19 protein-coding genes are annotated in these 20,200 nt (G+C 61.2%); 2 read left to right on the forward strand and 17 right to left on the reverse strand.

Features of this window, described 5'->3' with window-relative positions:
• Nucleotides 1-158: 158 nt before the first annotated feature.
• Genes DW123_RS07665 through DW123_RS07675 form a run of 3 tightly spaced genes read right to left on the reverse strand, consistent with a single transcriptional unit; the run spans nucleotide 159 to nucleotide 3,486 of the window.
• On the reverse strand, nucleotides 159-1,364 hold the full coding sequence (locus DW123_RS07665; protein ID WP_117734744.1) for an ABC transporter permease: 1,206 nt from the start codon (nucleotides 1,362-1,364) through the stop codon (nucleotides 159-161).
• Nucleotides 1,351-2,538, reverse strand: a complete 1,188-nt coding sequence (locus DW123_RS07670) for an ABC transporter permease (protein WP_118273274.1) — start codon at nucleotides 2,536-2,538, stop codon at nucleotides 1,351-1,353. Before DW123_RS07670 ends, DW123_RS07665 begins: the two co-directional genes overlap by 14 nt.
• Nucleotides 2,539-2,547: 9 nt before the next feature.
• A complete protein-coding gene (locus DW123_RS07675; protein WP_118273275.1) occupies nucleotides 2,548-3,486 on the reverse strand; it encodes an ABC transporter ATP-binding protein in 939 nt (312 codons plus the stop codon).
• A gap of 211 nt (nucleotides 3,487-3,697) precedes the next feature.
• Between DW123_RS07675 and DW123_RS07680 the strand changes: the two genes are divergently transcribed.
• Both DW123_RS07680 and DW123_RS07685 read left to right on the forward strand, forming a co-directional pair.
• Nucleotides 3,698-4,843 carry a sensor histidine kinase gene (locus DW123_RS07680; protein ID WP_158570722.1) on the forward strand — a complete coding sequence of 382 codons (1,146 nt, stop codon included), beginning with the start codon at nucleotides 3,698-3,700 and terminating at the stop codon, nucleotides 4,841-4,843.
• Complete coding sequence (locus DW123_RS07685; RefSeq protein WP_117734748.1) at nucleotides 4,840-5,469, forward strand: response regulator transcription factor; 630 nt, start codon at nucleotides 4,840-4,842, stop codon at nucleotides 5,467-5,469. The genes DW123_RS07680 and DW123_RS07685 overlap by 4 nt, the downstream gene beginning before the upstream one ends.
• A gap of 289 nt (nucleotides 5,470-5,758) precedes the next feature.
• On the opposite strand, the gene DW123_RS07690 is transcribed toward DW123_RS07685, so the two are convergent.
• The 14 genes from DW123_RS07690 to bilR all read right to left on the reverse strand — a co-directional run bounded on the left by DW123_RS07690 (nucleotide 5,759) and on the right by bilR (nucleotide 19,555).
• A complete protein-coding gene (locus DW123_RS07690; RefSeq protein WP_117734749.1) occupies nucleotides 5,759-6,100 on the reverse strand; it encodes a 4Fe-4S dicluster domain-containing protein in 342 nt (113 codons plus the stop codon).
• A 7-nt stretch (nucleotides 6,101-6,107) separates the two neighbouring features.
• The gene (locus DW123_RS07695; RefSeq protein WP_117742959.1) at nucleotides 6,108-7,196 is read right to left on the reverse strand and encodes a nickel-dependent hydrogenase large subunit; all 1,089 of its coding nucleotides are present in this window, start codon (nucleotides 7,194-7,196) and stop codon (nucleotides 6,108-6,110) included.
• Nucleotides 7,197-7,201: 5 nt separating this feature from the next.
• A complete protein-coding gene (locus DW123_RS07700) occupies nucleotides 7,202-7,915 on the reverse strand; it encodes an NADH-quinone oxidoreductase subunit C (RefSeq protein WP_118273277.1) in 714 nt (237 codons plus the stop codon).
• Nucleotides 7,915-8,490 (reverse strand): NADH-quinone oxidoreductase subunit B family protein, encoded by a 576-nt coding sequence (locus tag DW123_RS07705; RefSeq protein ID WP_117734751.1) that lies wholly within the window; start codon nucleotides 8,488-8,490, stop codon nucleotides 7,915-7,917. The genes DW123_RS07700 and DW123_RS07705 overlap by 1 nt, the downstream gene beginning before the upstream one ends.
• A 12-nt stretch (nucleotides 8,491-8,502) precedes the next feature.
• On the reverse strand, nucleotides 8,503-11,385 hold the full coding sequence (locus DW123_RS07710) for a proton-conducting transporter membrane subunit (protein ID WP_118273278.1): 2,883 nt from the start codon (nucleotides 11,383-11,385) through the stop codon (nucleotides 8,503-8,505).
• Nucleotides 11,386-11,643: 258 nt separating this feature from the next.
• Nucleotides 11,644-12,039, reverse strand: coding sequence for a helix-turn-helix domain-containing protein (locus tag DW123_RS07715; RefSeq protein WP_117734753.1), 396 nt, complete (start codon nucleotides 12,037-12,039; stop codon nucleotides 11,644-11,646).
• A gap of 696 nt (nucleotides 12,040-12,735) precedes the next feature.
• Entirely contained in the window at nucleotides 12,736-13,443 is a 708-nt protein-coding gene (locus DW123_RS07720) for a hypothetical protein (protein ID WP_118273279.1), read from the reverse strand.
• 89 nt (nucleotides 13,444-13,532) lie between these two features.
• Nucleotides 13,533-13,823 carry a hypothetical protein gene (locus DW123_RS07725; protein WP_118273280.1) on the reverse strand — a complete coding sequence of 97 codons (291 nt, stop codon included), beginning with the start codon at nucleotides 13,821-13,823 and terminating at the stop codon, nucleotides 13,533-13,535.
• Nucleotides 13,824-13,837: 14 nt separating this feature from the next.
• The gene (locus DW123_RS07730; protein ID WP_118273281.1) at nucleotides 13,838-14,677 is read right to left on the reverse strand and encodes a hypothetical protein; all 840 of its coding nucleotides are present in this window, start codon (nucleotides 14,675-14,677) and stop codon (nucleotides 13,838-13,840) included.
• Nucleotides 14,678-15,115, reverse strand: coding sequence for a hypothetical protein (locus DW123_RS07735; protein ID WP_118273282.1), 438 nt, complete (start codon nucleotides 15,113-15,115; stop codon nucleotides 14,678-14,680).
• A 54-nt stretch (nucleotides 15,116-15,169) separates the two neighbouring features.
• Nucleotides 15,170-15,499 (reverse strand): hypothetical protein, encoded by a 330-nt coding sequence (locus tag DW123_RS07740; RefSeq protein WP_118273283.1) that lies wholly within the window; start codon nucleotides 15,497-15,499, stop codon nucleotides 15,170-15,172.
• A 63-nt stretch (nucleotides 15,500-15,562) separates the two neighbouring features.
• Entirely contained in the window at nucleotides 15,563-15,724 is a 162-nt protein-coding gene (locus DW123_RS09605; protein ID WP_158570723.1) for a hypothetical protein, read from the reverse strand.
• Between the two features lie 261 nt (nucleotides 15,725-15,985).
• Entirely contained in the window at nucleotides 15,986-17,290 is a 1,305-nt protein-coding gene (locus tag DW123_RS07745) for an ATP-binding protein (RefSeq protein WP_118273284.1), read from the reverse strand.
• Nucleotides 17,291-17,524: 234 nt separating this feature from the next.
• Nucleotides 17,525-19,555: a bilirubin reductase, long form gene (gene bilR, locus DW123_RS07750; protein ID WP_233540152.1), complete on the reverse strand. Its 2,031-nt coding sequence runs from the start codon at nucleotides 19,553-19,555 to the stop codon at nucleotides 17,525-17,527.
• Between the last annotated feature and the right edge of the window lie 645 nt (nucleotides 19,556-20,200).

The raw sequence follows: 20,200 nt of genomic DNA on the forward strand, positions 1-20,200 counted from the left end.
GTCGCTGGGGGCACCCTTTCGCCACCCGGCAGTTGGGGACGCTCCTTTCCTGCCGACAGCTGGGGACAATCCTTGCCAGCCCGGCCGGCAAGCCGGCCAATCGGCAAAGACTGTCCCCCATGGCTAGTCGTTTAAGAACGTCCCCAATGGCTAGGCGGTTAGGCGCGGGATTTGTTGTGCGCGAGGGCTAGGCCTGCGGCGGCGATGGCGGCGGCAAAGAGCGCCGTGACGCCCAGGTCGCAGGCAATGTCGCCCAGCACGGCAGGCGTCAGGTCCGAGGCAAGTGCCTTGCCGATCGCGTCGTTCACCCAATACGTCGGCACAAAATGCGCCGCGGTCTGCACGGCCGAGCCCATGAGCGACAGCGGCATCCAGGCGCCGCCCAAAAACGTCATGAGCATGCCGAGTAAGTTGCCCACGCCGTTGAGCAGCTCCTCGCGCGCGCCCAAGCTCGACAGCGTAAAGCCAACGGCCAGCGGCGTGCACGCCAGGGCAAACGTTGCAGCCAGCGCTAGGCACACGCGATCCACGCCAACCTCGGCAACCGCTCCGGCAAAGCCCACGACGCCCATCATGCTCGACACAAACCAAATGCAGACGGTGAGCACGGCGGCGGCCGCGAACACGGCGAGCGAACGCTGGCGCTCGGAGACCGGGCCGGCATCCATGCGGCGCACGCGTTCGGGCTCGTTCATGCCCGAGAGCACCAATCCCACCGACACGATGACCGACGAGATGATCGCGTACGCGCCAAAGTTGAAGTACGACTCGAGCGTGGCGGCGGCAGTCGAGTCGACCTTGACCTGCTCGATCTGGACCTCCGCGCGCTTTGCGGCCGCGTGCTCGGCCGCCTTGGCAACGTCGCCGTTAGAAGCAGCGGGCTCAAGTGCCGCCGCAGCGCCCGCGAGCGAGATCCAGCGCGAGGCCTCGGCAGACGAAAGCGCCGCCGCCATGGTGCCGGCACCGTAGGTCACATCGAGCTTGGGCAGGGACTCCCCCACGCGGGCGGCTGCAACGAGGTCGTCCTCAAACCCCTCCGGGATAAAGAACACGCAGTCGGCGCTGCCCTTGGCGCTGTTGCTCTTGGAGAGCGCGTCCGCAAGGTCGTACGTGTCGTCGCCAACACCCGTAACCAGGTCAAAGCGCGAGCCCAAGTGCTTGGTGAGCGCGCGCGAAAGATCGCTGTCGTCGCGGTCGACCACAATCACATTGGCGTCGTAGGGCTTGTATTCGGTGAGCTGCGACGAGTTCCAGCTCACCGATGCCGCGATGAACACACCCATCAGCGATATGAACACCGTATAGATGAGCAGGTAGAACGGATGCGCGAGCGCCATGCGCAGCGCAGTCTTAAAGGTGCTCATAGCGGCTCCTTCCAAAAATCAGCGTGGCGGCGACAACAAACACCAGCGTCATGAGGACCAGCGCGCCCGCACGGATGACAAAGGGACCCAGGTCCTCAAAGAAATATAAGCGGTTGAACATGTCGCAGATGAGCTTGACAGGGTTGAGCCAGCACTCGGCCGGGCAGGCGCGGGCAACGTCGTCGGCAAGTGCCATCGCCGGCTCGCCGTAAAGCCCGGCGAACAGGGCGCACGTGGTAGCGAAACCCGTGAGGATGCCCGACTTGGATGCCTTGCCACCCTTAACGGGAAGCGTGCCCACAAAGAGCCCCAAGCCCGTGGCGGCAAGCGCGGAAGCAGCGCCGCCCACCAAACACAGTCCCTCGCGCCCGCCAAAGTCGACGCCCACGACCAGGCGCACGTAGCCGATCGCGATCGTCATCGAGGCGAAGGAGACCAGCCACGAGCCGACAAAAATGCCGGCCAGCGACGCCGTCTTGGAAAGGCCGCCCACGCAGCGGCGCGCGCCAAGGCCCGACAGATTGGGCTGCAGGTCAACGACGCTCAAGGCGGCAAACTCGGCAGACATCATCGCGACCAGGCCAAAAAGCGCGTAATAGTAGATGACTGTGCCATCGGGCGTGGTGCGTGTCAGGCTTACGCGGCGGACGCCGCCCTCGAGCGACAGGGCGCGCGCAACCGCCTCGGGGTCGGCGAGCGCCGCCGGGTTGTCCTGGGCAATCTGGGACATGAGCTCGGCATTTTGCGTATACGAGCTCGCCACCGTCTCAAGGATGCTGCGGTCGGTGAGCACCGACGAGGCGCGCGAGCTGTCATAACTCGAAAGCAGCGTGAGCTTGGGCGTGCCCGCGGCATCGACCGTGTAGATGCCCACGACCTCGCCGGACTTGAGCGCACGGTTCGCGGCGTCCACATCCTCGCACTCGCTCACATCGAGCAGCTGATCGTCGCCCTCCTTGGCAAGCGAAGTCGCCACGTCCTTAAAGGACGAAGCGCCCCAGGCTTCGTCAGCGACAACGGCTACCGGCACCGGGTCGATCTTGCCGTCGGAGCTGAGGTTCGCAAACATAAACATGAACATCGTTGAAAGCGCAATGGGAAAGATCGCGCCCCAGACCCATGTACTCGGCCGACGCAGCAGCGTCTTGACCGTGGTGATGATGGTGTTGAACATGGCCGCCCCCTAGTCGCGCAGCTCGCGGCCGGTGATCTCGAGGAACACGTCGTTGAGGGTCGGCGGCTCGCTCCACACGCGGCCGAGCGCCACGTCGGCGACGCGCAGCGTGTCGAGGATGTCGACCAGATTGTGCGGGCTCGCCTCGCAGGTGCAGACGAGTTCGCCGCCGGAAAGCTCAACGCTGAGCACGTGCTCGAGGGCACGCAGGCGCTCGACCGTGGCGACCTCGACGGTGCCGACCTCGACGGTCACGCGCTCGCCCATCTGAATCATGCGCTTGAGCTCGTCGTTGGTGCCCTGCGCCAGCACGCGCCCGCCGTCCATGATCATGATGCGGCTGCAAATCTGCTCGACTTCCTCCATGTAATGGCTGGTATACACCACCGTGGCTCCCTCGTCGCGCAGACGGCAGATGCCCTGCAGGATGGCGCTGCGGCTCTGCGGATCGACCGCCACCGTGGGCTCGTCAAAAAAGATCAGCTCGGGCTTGTGCGCGATGCCGCAGGCGATGTTGAGGCGACGCGCCAGGCCGCCCGAGAGCTTGCCGGGGCGAAACTTGGTAAAGTCGCCCAAACCGACAAAGTCGATCGCCTCATCCACCAGCGCGCGGCGACGTTTGCGGTCGTTAACGTAGAGACTGCAGAAATAGTCGATGTTCTCACGCACCGTAAGCTCGTCAAACACCGCAACTTGCTGTGGGACCACGCCGATGCGGCGTTTGAGGTCGTAACGCGTGGGCGTCATGGGCTCGCCGAACAGCTCGATGGTGCCCTTGTCGTAAGCGAGCAGCTGCAGGATGCAGTTGATGGACGTGGTCTTGCCCGAGCCGTTGGGGCCCAGCAGGCCAAAGATCTCGCCAGGGGCAATACTCAGGTTAAAGTGGTCGAGCGCAATAAGATCGTCATAGCGCTTGACGAGGTTTTCGACGTGGACGATGTCTGTCATAAGGCGGCCCTTCTGTTGCTTGCGGCCCGGTACGATTGCATCATCGCAGGAGCGGACGGCGCGCACCAGTGAGCTTTGTCACGAGTGCGAGGGGGCGGAGGCGAAATCCCCGCTCGCGCAAGCGATCGACGCCGCTTTGCCGCGCGGGAGGAATGTCACGGTTGCCCCGGGCGGCGCCTTCCCCGTGCGCGGCATCGCGTACAATACCCGTATGAATAGGCTATTCGACAAATCGATCGTGCTGGCGTGCTGTATTGCGGCCGCTCTGGGCCTTGCTGTGGATGCTCGCTTGGTCGCGGCGTTTTGCCTTGGCGTTATAGCCACCTCGGCGTCGGAAGTCGCACGAGAAGAACACGCCCATCGCGCGAGCGAGGCCGCGAGCTACGCCTACATCATCGCTGCCGTCTTCGTGCCGCCATTTATGCCGTTCGCACCCCTTGCCTTCTATGACATCGCGCGACGCGTGCGCCGTGAACGCATCTGGCCCGCGCCGGCGATTAGCGCCGTGTTTGTCTGCGCGCTTGTCGCGGACCTTCGCGGCGGCGCGCTCACCACCCGAACGCTGCTGCTAACCGCCATCCTTTCGGTCGCTGCCACGTTGCTGTCGCTGCGCACCGCGCAGCTGGAGCGCGAACAGGAACGCATGCGTCGCACCCGCGACAAGCTGCAAGAACGCGCCCTGGCACTCGAGGCACGCAACCGCGACCTCGCCGACCGCCAGGACTACGAAGTCGAGCTCGCGACGCTCGCCGAACGCGCCCGCATCGCGCGCGAGATCCACGATAACGTGGGCCACCAGCTCACGCGCGCTTCGCTTCAAACCGAAGCTCTGCGCGTGGTCCACGCCAACGAGCCCAGCGTCGCCGCCGATTTCGCCGACGTCAAATACACCGTTGACGAGGCGCTTCAGCTCGTGCGCGCCAGCGTCCACGCGCTCAACGACAATGCGACCAACCTCTCCGTGCAGCTCGAGCGCATCGTTGAAGGCGCACGCTCGGACAGCGGTCCGCAGATTGAGCTTGAGGTTTTGGCCGAGCATGCACCCGCCAACGTCGCCAACTGCTTTGCGGCGGTACTGCGCGAGGCGCTTTCCAACGCCATGCGCCACGCCCATGCCAAAACCATTACCGTGCGGTGCATGGAGCATCCGTCGTTTTACCAGCTCGTCGTTACCGACGATGGAACGGGCGGGGTTCGGACAGGCGCCCACAGCGCCACAGGGGGTATGGGGCTCGTCTCCATGCGCGAGCGCGTCGAGGCGCTTGGCGGAACCTTCACCGCCGGCCTGCGCGCCGGCGCCCCCGGCTGGCGCGTGTTTGCCACCATCCCCAAACAGCAAGGAGATGAGGGCCGATGAGGCTCATAGTTGTCGACGACGACCGCCTAGTGGTCGATTCGCTCAAGATTATCCTGGGCGCTCAGCCGCAGATAGAGGTGGTGGGCACCGGTGCCGACGGCGACGACGCGGTGGCGCTCTGCGCCGAGCACGCACCCGACGTCGCGCTGCTCGACATTCAAATGCCAGGGCGCGACGGCCTTTCGGCGGCGCGCGAAATCCTTGAGCACGACCCCGCGGCACGCGTGGTGTTTCTGACGACATTCTCGGATGACGAGTACATCGTGTCAGCGCTCAAGCTGGGCGCCCGCGGCTACCTGATTAAAACCGATATCGCCGCCATTCCTCCGGCGTTGGCGCAGGTCATGGACGGCAAACGCGTGCTCGAGGGCAAGGCGATCGAGGATATCGATTTTGATGGGGCGGGCATCGCGGCGGGCACGCCCCGCCGGCCCGCGGCCTTTGCCGGCCTGACCGACCGCGAGTTCGAAGTCGCAGAGCTCATCGCCCGCGGTCTCGACAACAAGGAGATTGCCGCCACGGCATACATGGGCGAAGGCACCGTGCGCAACCACATCAGCTCGATCCTTGCCAAAATGGGCCTGCGCAACCGCACGCAGATCGCCATCGCCTACCTGCGAGGGTAATTACCCAACGGCCAACCGCCCCGGCATAGCAAAATGGCTGTCACCGATTTAATGCCATTTCAAAACTATGCCGGTTTACGGGGCTAAACTCAGGACCCCCATCCATACCCGCGTTTTCTGCAAAATGACGGCTCGTCTACCTGCGGTTTCATTTTCACGAATATCGCCATGGTTGAGGACTCGTGACTCAGCCCCGTAATCCGGCATAGTTTTGTTCGCGGCGGCATAACCGCGCGTTCAAGCGCGGGGCCGGCGGGGCATTTTTGCCCCGCCGGCCCCTATTCCAGCTCTATTCCGGCTTGGTTTCTACCGTGAGAATCTTGTCCGCCGCAACCGGAGTACGGGCGGTGTCCATAGTCAGGCAGTGCTTGGGGCAGCTCTCGATGCACTCGCCGCACACCACGCAGGCGTACGGGTCGATCGACCACGTTCCGCCTTTGCGATCGACCGCAAGCGCGCCCGCCGGGCAACGGCGCGCGCACATGCCGCAGCAAATGCACACGTCCATGTCGTTGACGATGTGCCCACGCAGGCGCTCGGGTGCCGCGAGCTTCTCCTGCGGATAGCACACCGTTACCGGCTGCTTGATCATAGAGCCCAAGGCCGTCTTGGCAAATGTCAGCAAACTCATGCCGCGCCTACCTTTCCGTGCAGCTAATGCAGGGGTCGATGGTCAGGATAATCATAGGCACGTTAGCAATGAGCACGCCCTGCAGCGCATGCGTCAGACCCGCCAGGTTTTGCGACGTCGGCGTGCGCACGCGGAAACGGTCAAGGTTCTTGGTGCCGTTGCCGCGCACATAGTAATACGCCTCGCCGCGCGGCTGCTCAATCACAACCTCGCCGAGCGCGCCGTCGGCCGGCGTAAGCTTGGTGCGCCCACCGATACCGTCGTGCGGAATCTTGCCCACAAGCTCCTTAATGATGTCCATGGCCTGCGTGACCTCGGCACAACGCACTTGGCAGCGGGCATAGCAGTCGCCATCGGTAGCAACGATGGGCTCAAACGCAGCCAGATCCGCATAGGCGCCGTCGCCAAACATGCGCACGTCGTAGTCCACGCCCGAGGCGCGCCCAAACGGACCGACCATCGAAAGGTCCAGCGCGTCCTTCTTGCTGATCACGCCCACGCCATGCAGGCGCTCGCCGCAGCTGTCGTCGTCCAAAAACGTATGCACCAGGGCCTCGTAGTCGGGGCGCATGGCGTCGAGCGTTTGGACAATACCCGCCAGCTCAGAATCCTCAATATCATGCTTAAGGCCGCCGACCTCATTAATCGAAAGGATCACGCGGCCGCCGCACGTGCTCTCAAAGATCTTGAGAATCTGCTCGCGCAGGGTCCACGAACGATAGAACAGCGCCTCGAAGCCAAAGGCATCGGCGAGCAGGCCCAGCCACAGCAGGTGCGAGTGGATGCGCGAAAGCTCATGCAAAATGGTGCGGATATACTGCACGCGCCCGGGCACCTCGATATCGAGCATGCGCTCGCAGGCGCTGGCATAACCGTAGCTGTGACCCACGGCGCAAATGCCGCAGATGCGCTCGGCGATGTAGCCAAACTGGTGCATATCGCGCTTTTCGGTGAGCTTCTCAAGGCCGCGGTGCACAAAGCCAATCTGCGGAATTGCCTCGATAACGCGGTCGTCCTCGATCACCAGGTCCAGGTGAAGCGGCTCGGGCAGCACAGGGTGCTGCGGGCCAAACGGAATAACGGAGCGGTGTGCCATGGACCTTACGCCTCCTTTTTCTGCTTGTCGCGGGCGGCCTTGGCGGCAAGCGCCGCGCGGACCTTGGCCGCTTTCTCGGGATCCATGGCGGCGAGCTTTGCCTCCATCTCGGCAGCCTTGAGCGCGGCCTTGGCGGCAGCCTCATCGTGCTGAGCATCGGAGCCGGCAGCCGCAGCGGGTTGAGCGACGACAGCGCCCGCGGCACCGCCAGCGCCCGCAGCGCCCTCCCCCGCAGCAGCCGCAGCCGCCTTTTCGGCCGCGGCCTTGCGCGCCTTGGCCTCGGCGGCGGCACGGACCTTCATGGCCTTCTCGCGCGCGGCCTTCACCTCGGGCGTGATAACGCTCATGGGCTCGGCAGTCGAAACCTGGTAGAAAAAGCCCTTAAAGTCGATCTGCATATCGGTGATGGCAAGACCAAATAAGTCGTGCGCTTCGTTTTCAAACGGGAACACCGCCGGATAGTACGAGCTGATGGACGGAATCTCCTGGTACTGGTCGATGCCCTCGACTACCAGGTTCTCAATCGCATAGCTGCCGTCCTGCGCAATATGCTCCTGAGCAGCACGAACGTTGATAAACGTATAGACTAGGCGATACGTGCCGTCGTCGACGTTGCGCTCGGCGTGCATTTGCACAAAGCGCGCGCCGACGCCCTTGAGCGCCTGGACATGCGACAGGAGCTCGTCGATCCCAACGGTGGTATAGATAGCCTTTTGCATTACTCGGCCTCCTTTGCAGCGACGGGCGCGGCGGGCGTCCCAGCGGGCGTGTCGCCGGCCCCCGCAACTGCCACAAACCCGTCCTCGCCCAACTCAACGCCACCGTCCCAGGTAGCGGCACCTCCCACGGTGAGCGGGTCGCCACCGGCACGCATCACGGCCTCCTTCTGGTCCAGAATGCCGCACGCCTCCACGATGGCATCGATCACGGTCTCGGGGCGGATGGCGCATCCGGGCGCGTACACGTCCACGGGAATCGCGCGGTCCACGCCGCCGATCACGTTATAGGCATCGCGGAATACGCCGCCCGAGCACGCGCAAATGCCGCAGGCCACCACGCACTTGGGCTCGAGCATCTGGTTGTAAATCTGGCGCACGACGGGCAGGTTCTGGGCATTGACCGACCCCGTCACCAAAAAGATGTCCGCATGCTTGGGGTTGCCGGTATTGACCACGCCAAAGCGCTCCGCATCGAACAGCGGCGTGAGCGAGGCCAGCACCTCGATATCGCATCCGTTGCAGCTCGAGCCGTCGTAATGAATAACCCACGGCGAGCGCGACATTTTATGATCCATGGATGCCGCCTCCTAAATAAACACGTCAACGAGGATGGGCATAAGGTTGAGCAGACCAAACACCAGCGCCACGCCCCAGCCGAGCTTAAAGCAACTGCGCCAGGTGCTGCGCGCGAAGGTGTTGTCGATCAGCACCTCGACAAAATACGTCGCAACCATCACGACCAGGGCTACGACCCAGCTCACCGGGTTGTCCCAGACAAAGAACATGCCCACCCACATCAAAAACAGCACGGTCTCACACCAGTGCATAAGGGTCATCTTGGCCAGCGTACCGCCGCTCATCTCGGTGGCGACACCCTGGACAATCTCTTGATGCGCGTGATGCGAGTACGAAAGGTCAAACGGCGACTTGCGCAGTTTGATGGTGAGCACCGCAAGCAGCGCCAAGAAAATGGGCGCACTGTACGCGATGATGGGCGCCGACTGCCCGGTTACGGCGATGGAGTCGAAGCTATCGGTGGCGAGATACAGACCCACGCTCATCAGCAGAACGGCGGGCTCGTAGCTCATAACCTGCAACAACTCACGATCGGCGCCAACCTGGGCAAACGGGCTTTGCGTCGAGGCGGACGCCAACACCACAAAGATCGCGGCGAGCGTCACCATAAAAGCGCACAACAGCGTGTTGGAACCCGACACAAAGATGCCGCCGCCCACCACGGTAAAGATGAGCGCGCACGCCATGTAGGTATCATCCATGGTGTTTACGCTGGCAGGGGCCTTGCGCAGGAGCTTGGCCACATCGTAGAACGGTTGCAGCAGGCGCGGGCCCACGCGGCCCTGCATGCGGGCCGAAAGCTTGCGGTCAACGCCGTCGATCAAACCGCCCACAAGCGGCGCCAGCAAGGCGAACGCCACGGTACCAATAAATATGCCCACGACACCCGAACCTTCAAAATACTTACCGCGCAGCACCGAGGGCGCGCTCATGGCAAGTCTCTCGGGCCCGATCCACGCGCAGCACAGCAGCGCAAACAAGATAATGCTGCAGCACACGACGCTGCCCGCGGGGCCGATACGCTTCTCGCCAAGGGCGTCCTCCGAGTACCAATTGCGCTTTTCGGCCTTCACCTCGTGACCCATCGAGCCACGGAAATGGCGGTAATTGTCGGTCCCCACGCCCGAAAGATATACGTTTACGTGCGGCTTGTTGCTCACACGGAATGAAGTCAGCAGCACCACGGCAATAAACGCCACGATAACCACCATCAGATACATGGCATCCTTGCCAATAACGTACGGCACGCGGCCAAACACCATGGCCAAGTAAGGCGACACCAGACCGCTCGAGATAACCGGGAACGCCACGCAACACAAAATCAGCAGCGCGGCGATGGTGTTGAGCGCCATCCATTCGGTCTTATGGACATTGACCTCAACGTTTTGAGCCGTGGGGTCGACGCCCGAAAGCTTGGCAAGCCACTTGCCCCAGAAGAAGAACGTCGCGGCCGAGCCAAAAGCAAGCACCATGATCATGAGCACGTTGCCGGTCTGCGCAAACGCCACCAGGGCGCCCCACTTGGAAACGAGCATGCCAAACGGCGCCACAAACATACCCATGATGCCCAGCATCATCAGACGCGTCAGGTGCGGCATGCGGCTGAACATACCGTCCATGTCCTCAATGTTACGGCTGCCGATATGATGCTCGGCGGTGCCCACGCACAGGAACAGCAGCGACTTGGCCACCGCATGGAACAGGATCAGGAAGATGGCCGCCCATACGGCCTCGGGCGCGCCGACACCCAAGCAGGCACTGATGAGGCCCAAGTTGGAAATGGTGGAGTACGCGAGCACGCGTTTGGCGTTGCTCTGCGAGATGGCCATGAGGGCAGCAAGCAAAAACGTGATGGCGCCCACACTCGTGACCATAAAGCCGGTCACGGGATAGATGGCATAGAGCGGGCTCAGCTTGACCATCAGGAACACGCCGGCTTTGACCATGGTGGACGAGTGCAGCAGGGCGCTCGTGGGCGTGGGGGCAACCATGGCGCCGAGCAGCCAGGTGTGGAACGGCATCTGCGCGGCCTTGGTGAGTGCGGCGAGCGACAGCAGAACGACCGGCATCACCAGCAGCGCGGATTGTGCGGTACCAGCGCCGGCAAGATCGATCATGCCCGAGATGGTCAGCGGCATGCCGTTAACGCGCAGGTACATGAGTCCGGCCAAAAACGCGATACCGCCCAGCATGTTGAGGATGATCTGGGTGAAGGCGTTTTTAATGGCCTCGGGCGTGCGCGTGTAGCCAATCATAAGGAACGAGCACACGGTGGTGATTTCCCAACCGCAGAACAGCCACTCAAGGTTGTCGCTCGTCACGATGACGAACATGGCCGAGAGGAACAGGAACATGAGCGCCAGGAACTGCGGGCGACGGTCGGGCGCAGTCTGCCCGCGCAGTGCGGCCTCGTGCTCGTCGTGGGCCTGGAAGTCCTTCATGTAGCCCAAGGCGTACACGCAGATCAGGCTGCCGACGATGCCAACGGCGAGGACCATGATCACGCTCATGTAATCCAGGTAGAGCGGCGTGGCCGTAACGGCTTCGACCGCGGGCAGCGTCATGGCCGCAAAGGCGACCGAACCCACCAGCTGGACGATGCCGAGCACACCGGTAAGCACACTCTTATATTTATGCGCGTTGTACAGGATGACGGCGCACAGGATCACGTCGATGACGGAGCTGATGATCGAGAGCACGTGCGAGGTGCCGGGGGCAACCTCAAAGCTCTGCGGACCCGTGCCAAAAAATAAGACGGCAACTACAACCGTTGTCGCCATAATGACGCCGGAGCCTACAAGCCCTACCGCATCGCGAGCACGGTCACCGCGCGCAAGCAGCATGCCCAGCGCCGGTACCAGCGGAAACAGGGTAAGGAAATACAGTAGCGTCATACCATCACTCCCCCATGCAAAAACGCTATACATGCATTACGTTATAACGCTAATTTGAGCACCTGAAGGCGGGCTTTCGGCCAACTGTGGAACTTTAGACGTGCGAGGTAAGAAGCCTGTCCGTATTGAAGCAATATGGCGGGCCCCGTCGCGGCAGTGCAGGGCGCGCCCCATTAAATGACAACCTCCTCTGCTCCGAAAGAGCCTTTAGAGGGGCATCGCGATAGAAAAAATGCACCCCGTAGGCGCACGTTTTCGCTACTCCGCTTTCTTGGCGCGTGGTTTACGACCGCGCGGCTTATCAACCAGCGCTGCCTCGCCGCCGTCGCGATACTGGCGGCACCAGGCCTTAACCGAAGACTCGCTGGGAATCTGGTGTTTGATCATGGCCTCGCGAACCGTCAGGCCGTTTTCCAGGCGATCCTTAACTACGGCGAGCTTAACCTCGTACGAATACGTGTGATGGTGAGTGCCCGCGTTGAGCACGGCATCGGCACCGCCCACGGCATATGCGCGGGCCCACTGACGAGCCGTTGCCTGGGGAATGCCAAGCTCCGCGGCGAGGGCGCGATGACCGACCCCCTCTTGGAGGACCTCGACGGCGCGCTGCCTAACCTCGGGCGCATGCGTACGAGTCCTAGTTGCTTCTGACATACCTGCCACTTCTTAGCCTTAACCGTTAATCTGCTTTCTTACGTGCATGTTAGATAGTAGCATTTTGCTGTTCGCGCGTAGCAGTTAATTGAAAATAGCAACGGCGGCATCTGGGCATTTGCCATTTATTTGCGACATTTCTTTACGTTCTATTTACGCAGCTAGTTAGCTCGCAGCTCATTGAGCGTGTTTTACCAACCAGATTGGTATCTTTTTGTTTCGCTTGGTATGGTTTGCGTAATTATTAACCCCTCCTAGCCCCTAAGTTAACGCGGCAGGCCTTCCGTTTACTCTCCAGCTTTCCACTTAACTTTCCAGCTTTCCACCCTAGGTGTTAAGTTAAGTGGAAAGTTGGAAAGATGGTGGGAAGTCGGCAAAGCTAAAACGCCTTTCTCCAGCGGCGGCTGGACAGTTAGTTCAGATTCGTATTTTTTGACAGCGCCGAAACTCTATTCTGGCCCCCTGAGAAGCCCCGTTGGCAGCTCACTAAATGCAAATAGAGCTCATATCGGCCAGCTAACCATAGTTCTGGACTGTTTTTTGCCCCAAAACGAGCGCCGGATGCGCCTGCTGCGGTCTGGAATTATACGTATCTGAACTAACTGTCCAGCGGAGTCCAAGACTGGGATCGCGCAGACTAGGGGGGCGGCAACTGGGTGGTTGCCGCCCCCCTTGCGAAGCTAGTCGGCTTCGGAATCAGTGATCGATGCCGTTGAGGTTCACCCTCGTGAGCGTATAGGTCACATAGTCGGGCGATTGAGGCGTTGCGCTCGCCATGTCACCCTTAACCAGGCTCGCTGTCATCACCAAGCGATAGTTCGCGTAGAACCGACTCGGCTCAACCTGCGTTTTGACCGTAACAGTAAAGGGCAGGCTAAACGTAGTACCAGCGTTCTGCGTTTTGAATTTGCCATTCTCCTTCGTGTCGGTGAAGGTAATCGCATTGCCCTCAGCTTTAACCTCGGCAAGTTCACTCGCCCCCGTTACATAGTTGGAAATGCCATCCGTTACGTTCTCATACAAACCATCGGTCCCGCTGCGGACGCACCCGATCACGCCGCCAAAAAACGCGCCCGGCACGCCAGAGGCGTCTTTATTCTTATGTGCAATAGAGGCCGCCTTGCCCGAGTATTCAATGTTCAGATTACTCACAACGCTACCGTAGCTATACGGGATCAACCCAGAAAGCGCACCTGTGTCCTTGGAGTTGCGGATCTTGATAGCCGCCTGCGTAGCTACCTGCGACGAGCCCCTCAGATTACCAACGATAACGCCACGGACCGGGTAACCTTTATTACCCAAGCCCTGAAAAACGGCGGCGTCCAGCTCAAGCGTGTCAATGCTTTCCCCCTTGTCGTTCTCCGGCTCGATGCTGTAGTAGGCACTCTGGAGATAGCTATGCATCGTCGCGTCGTCAAGCGTATCTTTGGGGTCGGTTTTGTTAGGCTCGACCCGTCTCTCTCATGTTTTGCTCGCCTGCTTGTAGACGTACGTCACTTCATTACTAGCATCCGCTGGGCACGGTCGAGCTCGTCGCTGCTAGGCGTACCCATGTAGCCCGTGAGCAAATCGCTCGCAAACAGGCTCTGAGCGGTACCCGTCGCGGCGACGGACTTAAGAAATCCGTTGGCGATGTAGGCGGAATAGGTAAAGTAACCACCCATCACGAGCGCCACGGCGCAAACAAGTGCGATTGCCGCCACAACCAGCTTGTTCTTGACTAGGCTTTTGCTTTTTGCCAGCTGCTCGCGCTCGGCATCCTGCTGCTTCTCCTGCTTCTCCATGTGCGCCCCCTCTCCTACTTACCGCTCGTGTTGCGCGCGATCAGGTAGATCACATCGGTCTCTTTGGCGCTCTCGTCCCACGAAAGCTTGATGATAAAGTTGAGCGTGTCCTTGCCATTCGAGCCGTCGAGTGTCTTGGCGTTGAGTTCGCTTTTGCTGAACACCTTGAAACGGTAGAGCGGGCGCGCGTTGCGCTGGACGTTTTGATAGTCCTTGAGTGTAGGGTCGCTTGCGCCCTCGCCCGGCACGGCTGCCAGGCCGTCGCCCGGGTCGTTGATGGGCGTGAAGCTCTTCAGCAGATCCGTTTCAGACATTTTCCAGCTATAGGGCTTGCCACCCGCAGTGCCGCTCACGTCGGAGGTATCACCTAGGCCCGGATTCTCGGCTTTATACAGCTCGATAGTGAGACCTTTAATATTGGTCGTATTCGCAAGCTGCAGCTCAAACCCATCGCCGCCCGTCTGCACGCAAAACGGGCGCTTGAGCGTCACCGTGTTGCCGGTCTTGGTATCGCCGTATTCGGGGTTGTAACTCAGGTCGATCTGCTCGGCGGCCGTAGCGTTGGGGCCCAGCACCTTGAGCTCTGCCGGCTCCTTGATCTTGCCGACGGTGGAGCCGCGATTGGCATCGACAAACCATCCGAGCGTCAACCCCAGCAACACGAGAAGCACGGCCAGCAGGCCCATGATGGCCAGGGATTCGCGACGATAATTGCTGGTCCACGTCTTGATGCGCTCGATGCGGCCAACCGGACGCGCTTCGTCGTGCGAGCCGAACCCGTTGCCGCCGGGGTTTGCCGCTCCTTCGTTGTGTTTGATATCGCCCTGCTCGCGGGCATTAAGCTGCTCGTCCATTTATTTATCCGCCTCCTTGGCGGTAAAGCGCACGCGAATGTACTTGATGTTCTTGTCGATAACCTCGTCGGCGTTGTTGTAGTAGCTGGCGCAGGTTTCCACATCCGCAGAGGACATGCCGGCTCCGACAGGCGGAACCGCACTAGGCGCCTGACCTGGCACGCTCGTGCTATCGGCGCGGAAATGGCGCGCGTGGTTACTGTTGATGTCGCCGACGAGGGCTGCGTATCCCGCGGCGGGGTCCGTGCTCGCAAAAAGGTTGCCGCCGTAGCCGGCGTTGCCCGTGCGAACGTAGCTCTTAAACTGCTCCGGCCAAATCCAGTAGAGGGTTTTGGGTACGGTTTTGGTCGTATTGTTTGAGCCCTCAGCGCGAAAGCTCCTCGCCGGAATGGCAAAGCTCTGCGTGATGACGGTAACGCTGGCTCCGTCCTGGGTCACCGTGGTTGTCGTGGGAACCAGCGGATTGGAGTAAAAGCCAGAGGTGTCTTTGCCCTAGAAAACCAGGATATGACCGCGCACCAAATCTTTAAGCGAGTTGATGATCTCTTCGTTTTTCGATGCGTCCGCGGCGGTGCCCGTACCCGCAGCGCTCGTCTGGACAGAAATCTCCCAGGTCATCTCCACCGTGATATCGTGCAGGTCGTTGCAGAGCGGCTTGACGTTGAGCTGGATCTGGCCCGCCGATCCCGGAGAGAGACTGCCATCGGCACTCGTGTTATTGAGGTTGAAAAAATTGTTCACGGCAAGGCTTGGACTGTCCGACGCGCAGTTGTCCTGGGCGTCGTACTTGCCCGCCGTGTCGTCCTGCGTTCCCGAGAGCACAAACCGCGGGCCCTTCGCCGCGATCGTGCTTCCCGTGGCGCTCACTCGGTTATTCGCGGCAAACTAGGCCAGGCATGCAAAGATGGCAACGATGGCGGCCAGCACAAACAGACCGCTCACCAGGAAATCCTTCCAGAAATCCTTGAGGGTTCGCACATGCTCGTCGGCAGCTTGGCGGTACTCGGCCGCCGTCTTGTGCTGCTGGAGCTCGCTATGTCGGTCCATGCCACTCATCGTTTACGTTTGCCCTGCTAGTGGGCATGCCATCCTTTCCGCTTGGTCGTGCTCAATCCATTGCTCGTAGGCATAGAATTCAGGCAGAATACAACACCATACGATAAGGGAAAAGAATAGCATTGACCTGCGGTGTGCTCCACAACACAAGCCTTAATGATGTCTTAAAAGTCGAGCCCTTGGTGCAAAGTAACCTGACCCCCTTGCACCAATCCGTAGCACCGGGCAGCGGACGCACGACGTGCCGCCCCCTTAACACCCCAACGCGCGCACGGGTATCACGTAGATACCGTCCTCGACCTCGCGGGCGTACTCACCCACCCCCACAATCACGGCCATAAACTCCGGTTCGCGTGTGCGTGAACGAGGATTTCCACAGACCTTCTTGCGAACGCGCTTGAGGCTCTCGACGCCGGCGCTCGCCTTATCTTCGCTCACCTTAATCTCAAAGGCGGCCCACCGTCCATCGGCTAGCTGCACGATGGCATCGCATTCAAGGCCCGAATCGTCGCGATAATAGCGCACGGGCGTACTATCCAGCAGGTCGAGCGACCGCGCGTAGACCGAAAGGTCGCGTATGACCATATTCTCAAACACCAGACCAAATGTCTGCCAGTCGGCAAGCAGCGCCTGCAAGGACATGCCCAGCAAGGCGCAAGCAAGGCTTGGATCTGCCAGATAGCGCTTGGGTTTGACGGTAAAGCGTCGTTTGTCGCGCGCGGCGGGAACCCAACCGGGGACCTCCTCGAGAATGAACATGCCTTTGAGGGCATCCAGGTATCTACGCACCTTGGTCTCGTCGGCAAACGCTGCGGGTTCCTCCTCGGCACCGAACATATCCATAAGAATCGTTTTATACGTGGTCGCCCGTCCCAGATTGCGCGCGATCGATGCGGAGACTCGACGAGCAATATCGGGGTCGAGACCAACCGCCGGGAAGCTGCTCGAAAACGTGGTGTTGAGATATTCGCGGGCGATGAGCTGGGCGTCGGCCGAAACCATATCGATCGCCTCGGGCCAGCCGCCGCGGCAAGCGGCTTCGACAAGCCCCGGCGTATCGCCATCGCACCGGCAGGGCTCAAAACGATGCTCAAACAAGCCCGCCAGGCTCACCTTGCCGTTAGACTCACCTGTCTCGACAAGCGTCATGGGGTGCATGCGGACGCGGCCGATGCGGCCGGCTCCACTATGCGCGGGCGCCTCCGCCTTTGAGCCAAACGCAGGCGTGGCGGAACCCGTGAGGATATAGGCGCCGCGCGTACCCCGGGCACGGTCGACCTCGTGTCTAACGTAGTCCCAAATCTGGGGAACGCGCTGCCACTCATCGATAATATGCGGACGGTCTCCCAGCAACATCATCGCCGGGTCGGCACGCGCGAGGTCGAGATTCTCGTCGACATACGAGACGGACGCCCCGTGCTCAAGCGCGGCCCACGTCTTGCCACACCACTTGGTGCCTGCAATCTCGACCGCGCCAAAGACACGAAGGTAGCGCTCGATTTGCGCATCCACGATACGTGGGATGTATCCGTCCCGATGTAGCCTCTCGCCTGCCATGAGCCACCCCCGCAGATTTCCAGTTCCTGCTTTCTGATTCTTCTATTCCACTGTAGCAAATTCGGATTTTCGGGTGGTTGCGATTCGGATTTTCATGTTCTAAAGAGTCGGATTTTCTGGTGCATGAAATTCGGATTTTCTGAACCCACTGGTCAGGGGCGCCCTCATTGACAAAAAGGCGGGGAGCGCCGATACGGCACTCCCCGCCCACTCAATACGCGATAGCTTTCTTACTTAGAGCTCGTTGGCCGCGTGATACGCCGTGCGGATAGCGCTCGCAATGTCGGCGGTGCGCTCGCCCGAGCAGTCGCCCACGCAGGTCACGGGCACCGTCACGCCGTCCAGGTCAAATGCGTTGGCCTTGGAGCCCACGGCCATCACCACGTAATCGCAAGCAATCTTCACCGGCTCCTCGGCACCGTCCTCGGTGGTGCGAACGGCCTCCACGCCCTCGTCGGTAATGGCGGTCAGGCGGGTCTTAACATGCTGCTCAACGCCATGCTCGGCAAAGTCGCTCATAATCAGCGGCAGAATGGTCTCGGACTCGCCCGCGGCAATCTTGTCGAGCATCTCGACGATCGCCACCTCGCAGCCGTGCTGCAGCAGGTACTCGGCAGTCTCGGTGCCCACCAGGCCACCGCCAATGACGGCGACGCGCCCGCTGAGCTCCACCTTGCCGGCCAGCACGTCCCAGCTCGAGACAACCTTCTCCGAATCGGCACCGGGTACGGGAATGACCACATCGTGCGCGCCCACGGCCACAATCGCGGCGTCGGCGGCGTTGAGGTCCGCGGGGCTAGCGGTGTGGTTGAGCTCAACCTTCACGCCCAGGCCGGGCAGAATCTTCTCGTAGTACTCGACCGAGCGCATGATCTCGTCCTTGCGCGGAGGCGCGGCCGCCAGCACAATCTGGCCGCCCAGATGGTCGCTCGCCTCGTAGACGGTCACGTCGTAGCCGCGCTTTGCCGCCACGCGCGCTGCCTCCAGGCCGGCAATACCGCCGCCCACCACGGCGATCTTCTTGTTGCCCTCGCCCGGCTTAATGGCGATGGTCGCCTCGTCGCCGTTCTCGGCATTGAGCACGCACGAGATGTATTTGCGGTTTTGGATCGCGTCGACGCAGCCCTTGTTGCAGTTGAGGCACTCGCGGATGGGCTCACCTGTAGCGGCCTTAAGCGCAATGTCGGGGTCGCACATGAGCGAGCGGCCGTACGCGACGATGTCGGCCGAGCCGTCTTCCAGGATCTTCTCGCCGGCCTCGACCGAAACAACGCGGCCGACGGTTGCCACCGGCACGGAAACCAGGGCCTTGACGCGCTCGGCCACGGGCAGCGTCCAGTTGTAGGGCATGGCGCCCATGGGCGGAATGGTGTCGCCCATGTTGCCGGTGTGGTTTGCCTGCGCAACCTGGATCATGTCGATGCCGGCCCCCTCGAGCAGCTTGGCGAACTCGCAGGCCTCGTCGGGCAGCAGGCCGCCCTTGCCGCGCGGCGTGCCGTCGGGGTTCTCCATGATCACGGGGAGCTTGTACTCCACCATCAGCTCCGGCGCGGCCTCCTTAATGGCGGCGACGACCTCGAGCGCGTAGCGGACGCGGTTCTCGAACGAACCGCCGTACTCGTCGGTGCGCTGGTTGAGGATAGCCGAGCACAGCGAACCCACCAGACGGTCGCCGTGGACCTCGATGGCGTCGATCCCGGCCTGCTGCGCGCGGGCGGCCGAGGCGGCGATGGCTTCCTTGATCTGGGTGAGCTGCTCCACACTCGCCTCGTTCACAAAGTGCTGCATGTCGTGGTGCAGCTTGGCGTAGGCCTGTTTGCGGATCTCGTTGGACTCGGCCATCTTGGCGGCAAAGGTCTCCTCGTCGCCGGCGGCCTTGGCCTCCTGCGCGGCCTTGGCGGCGGCCATTGAGCCCATGACCATGCGGCCGACGCCGGGGACGTCGTACTCGGGGTGGAACAGCTGCAGTGCGACCTTGGCACCGTGCTTGTGGACGGCGTCGGCCAGTGCCTTAAACGTGGGGATCTGAGCGTCGGTCGCCAGCTTGGGCGTGGGGCTTGCGGTCATAACGGGAGCGACGTCGCCGATGACGATGTAACTCACGCCGCCACGGGCCAGGCGCTCGTAAAAAGCCAGGCTGCGCTCGCCGATGGAACCGTCGCGCTCCTCGTAGCCGGTGGTAAGCGGCGGGAACATAATGCGGTTCTTGAGCTCAAGGGGGCCAACCGTAATGGGTTGAAGCAGCTTAGACGCAGGTGTGGTCATGGACATTCCTCTCTTGTAGGCGCGGCGGCGATGATGCCGCGTAGTTGTCTAGAGGATATGGCATGGGGGCACAGCGGCACAACGAAAATCGGCGGATAGCAGGTAGCGACAGGTGGATGGGGCGAGACGACCCTTCGGTTTGTCTCGATCTGTAACAGTTACTCGGCAAAACCGGGTCTTACTGTTACAGATCAAGATGTTCCTCTCGACCCATCCTCAACAATCTAGATCTGTAACATCTAGACCCACTTTTGGCCCCTACCCGTTGCAGATCGAGACAAACCAATCTGGCCTGACGAAAGATCTAAATCTGTAACAGTTACTCGGCAAAATGGGCACCAGAAGTTACAGATCGAGACAAACGGGACCCGCCTGCAAGAAAATCTCAATCTGTAACAACAACTCGGCAAAAACCGTCCCTCGTGTTACAGATTTAGATAAACGGGGCCGGCGCACCGGAAATCTCAATCTGTAACATCTACAGGCCAAAATCGGACCCATCTGTTACAAATCGAGACAGCCCCCGGCAGCGCCGTCCCCGTTCGAGGAAACGACCGCCACACTCACCGTTTTAAACAACCTGACACCGCTCAGCCTGCGATAATTATTTGGTCACGCGTCGACTACGGCGAAGACGCGGCAGAA

Source organism: Collinsella sp. AM10-26, assembly GCF_003472525.1.
Taxonomy (GTDB): Bacteria; Actinomycetota; Coriobacteriia; order Coriobacteriales; family Coriobacteriaceae; genus Collinsella.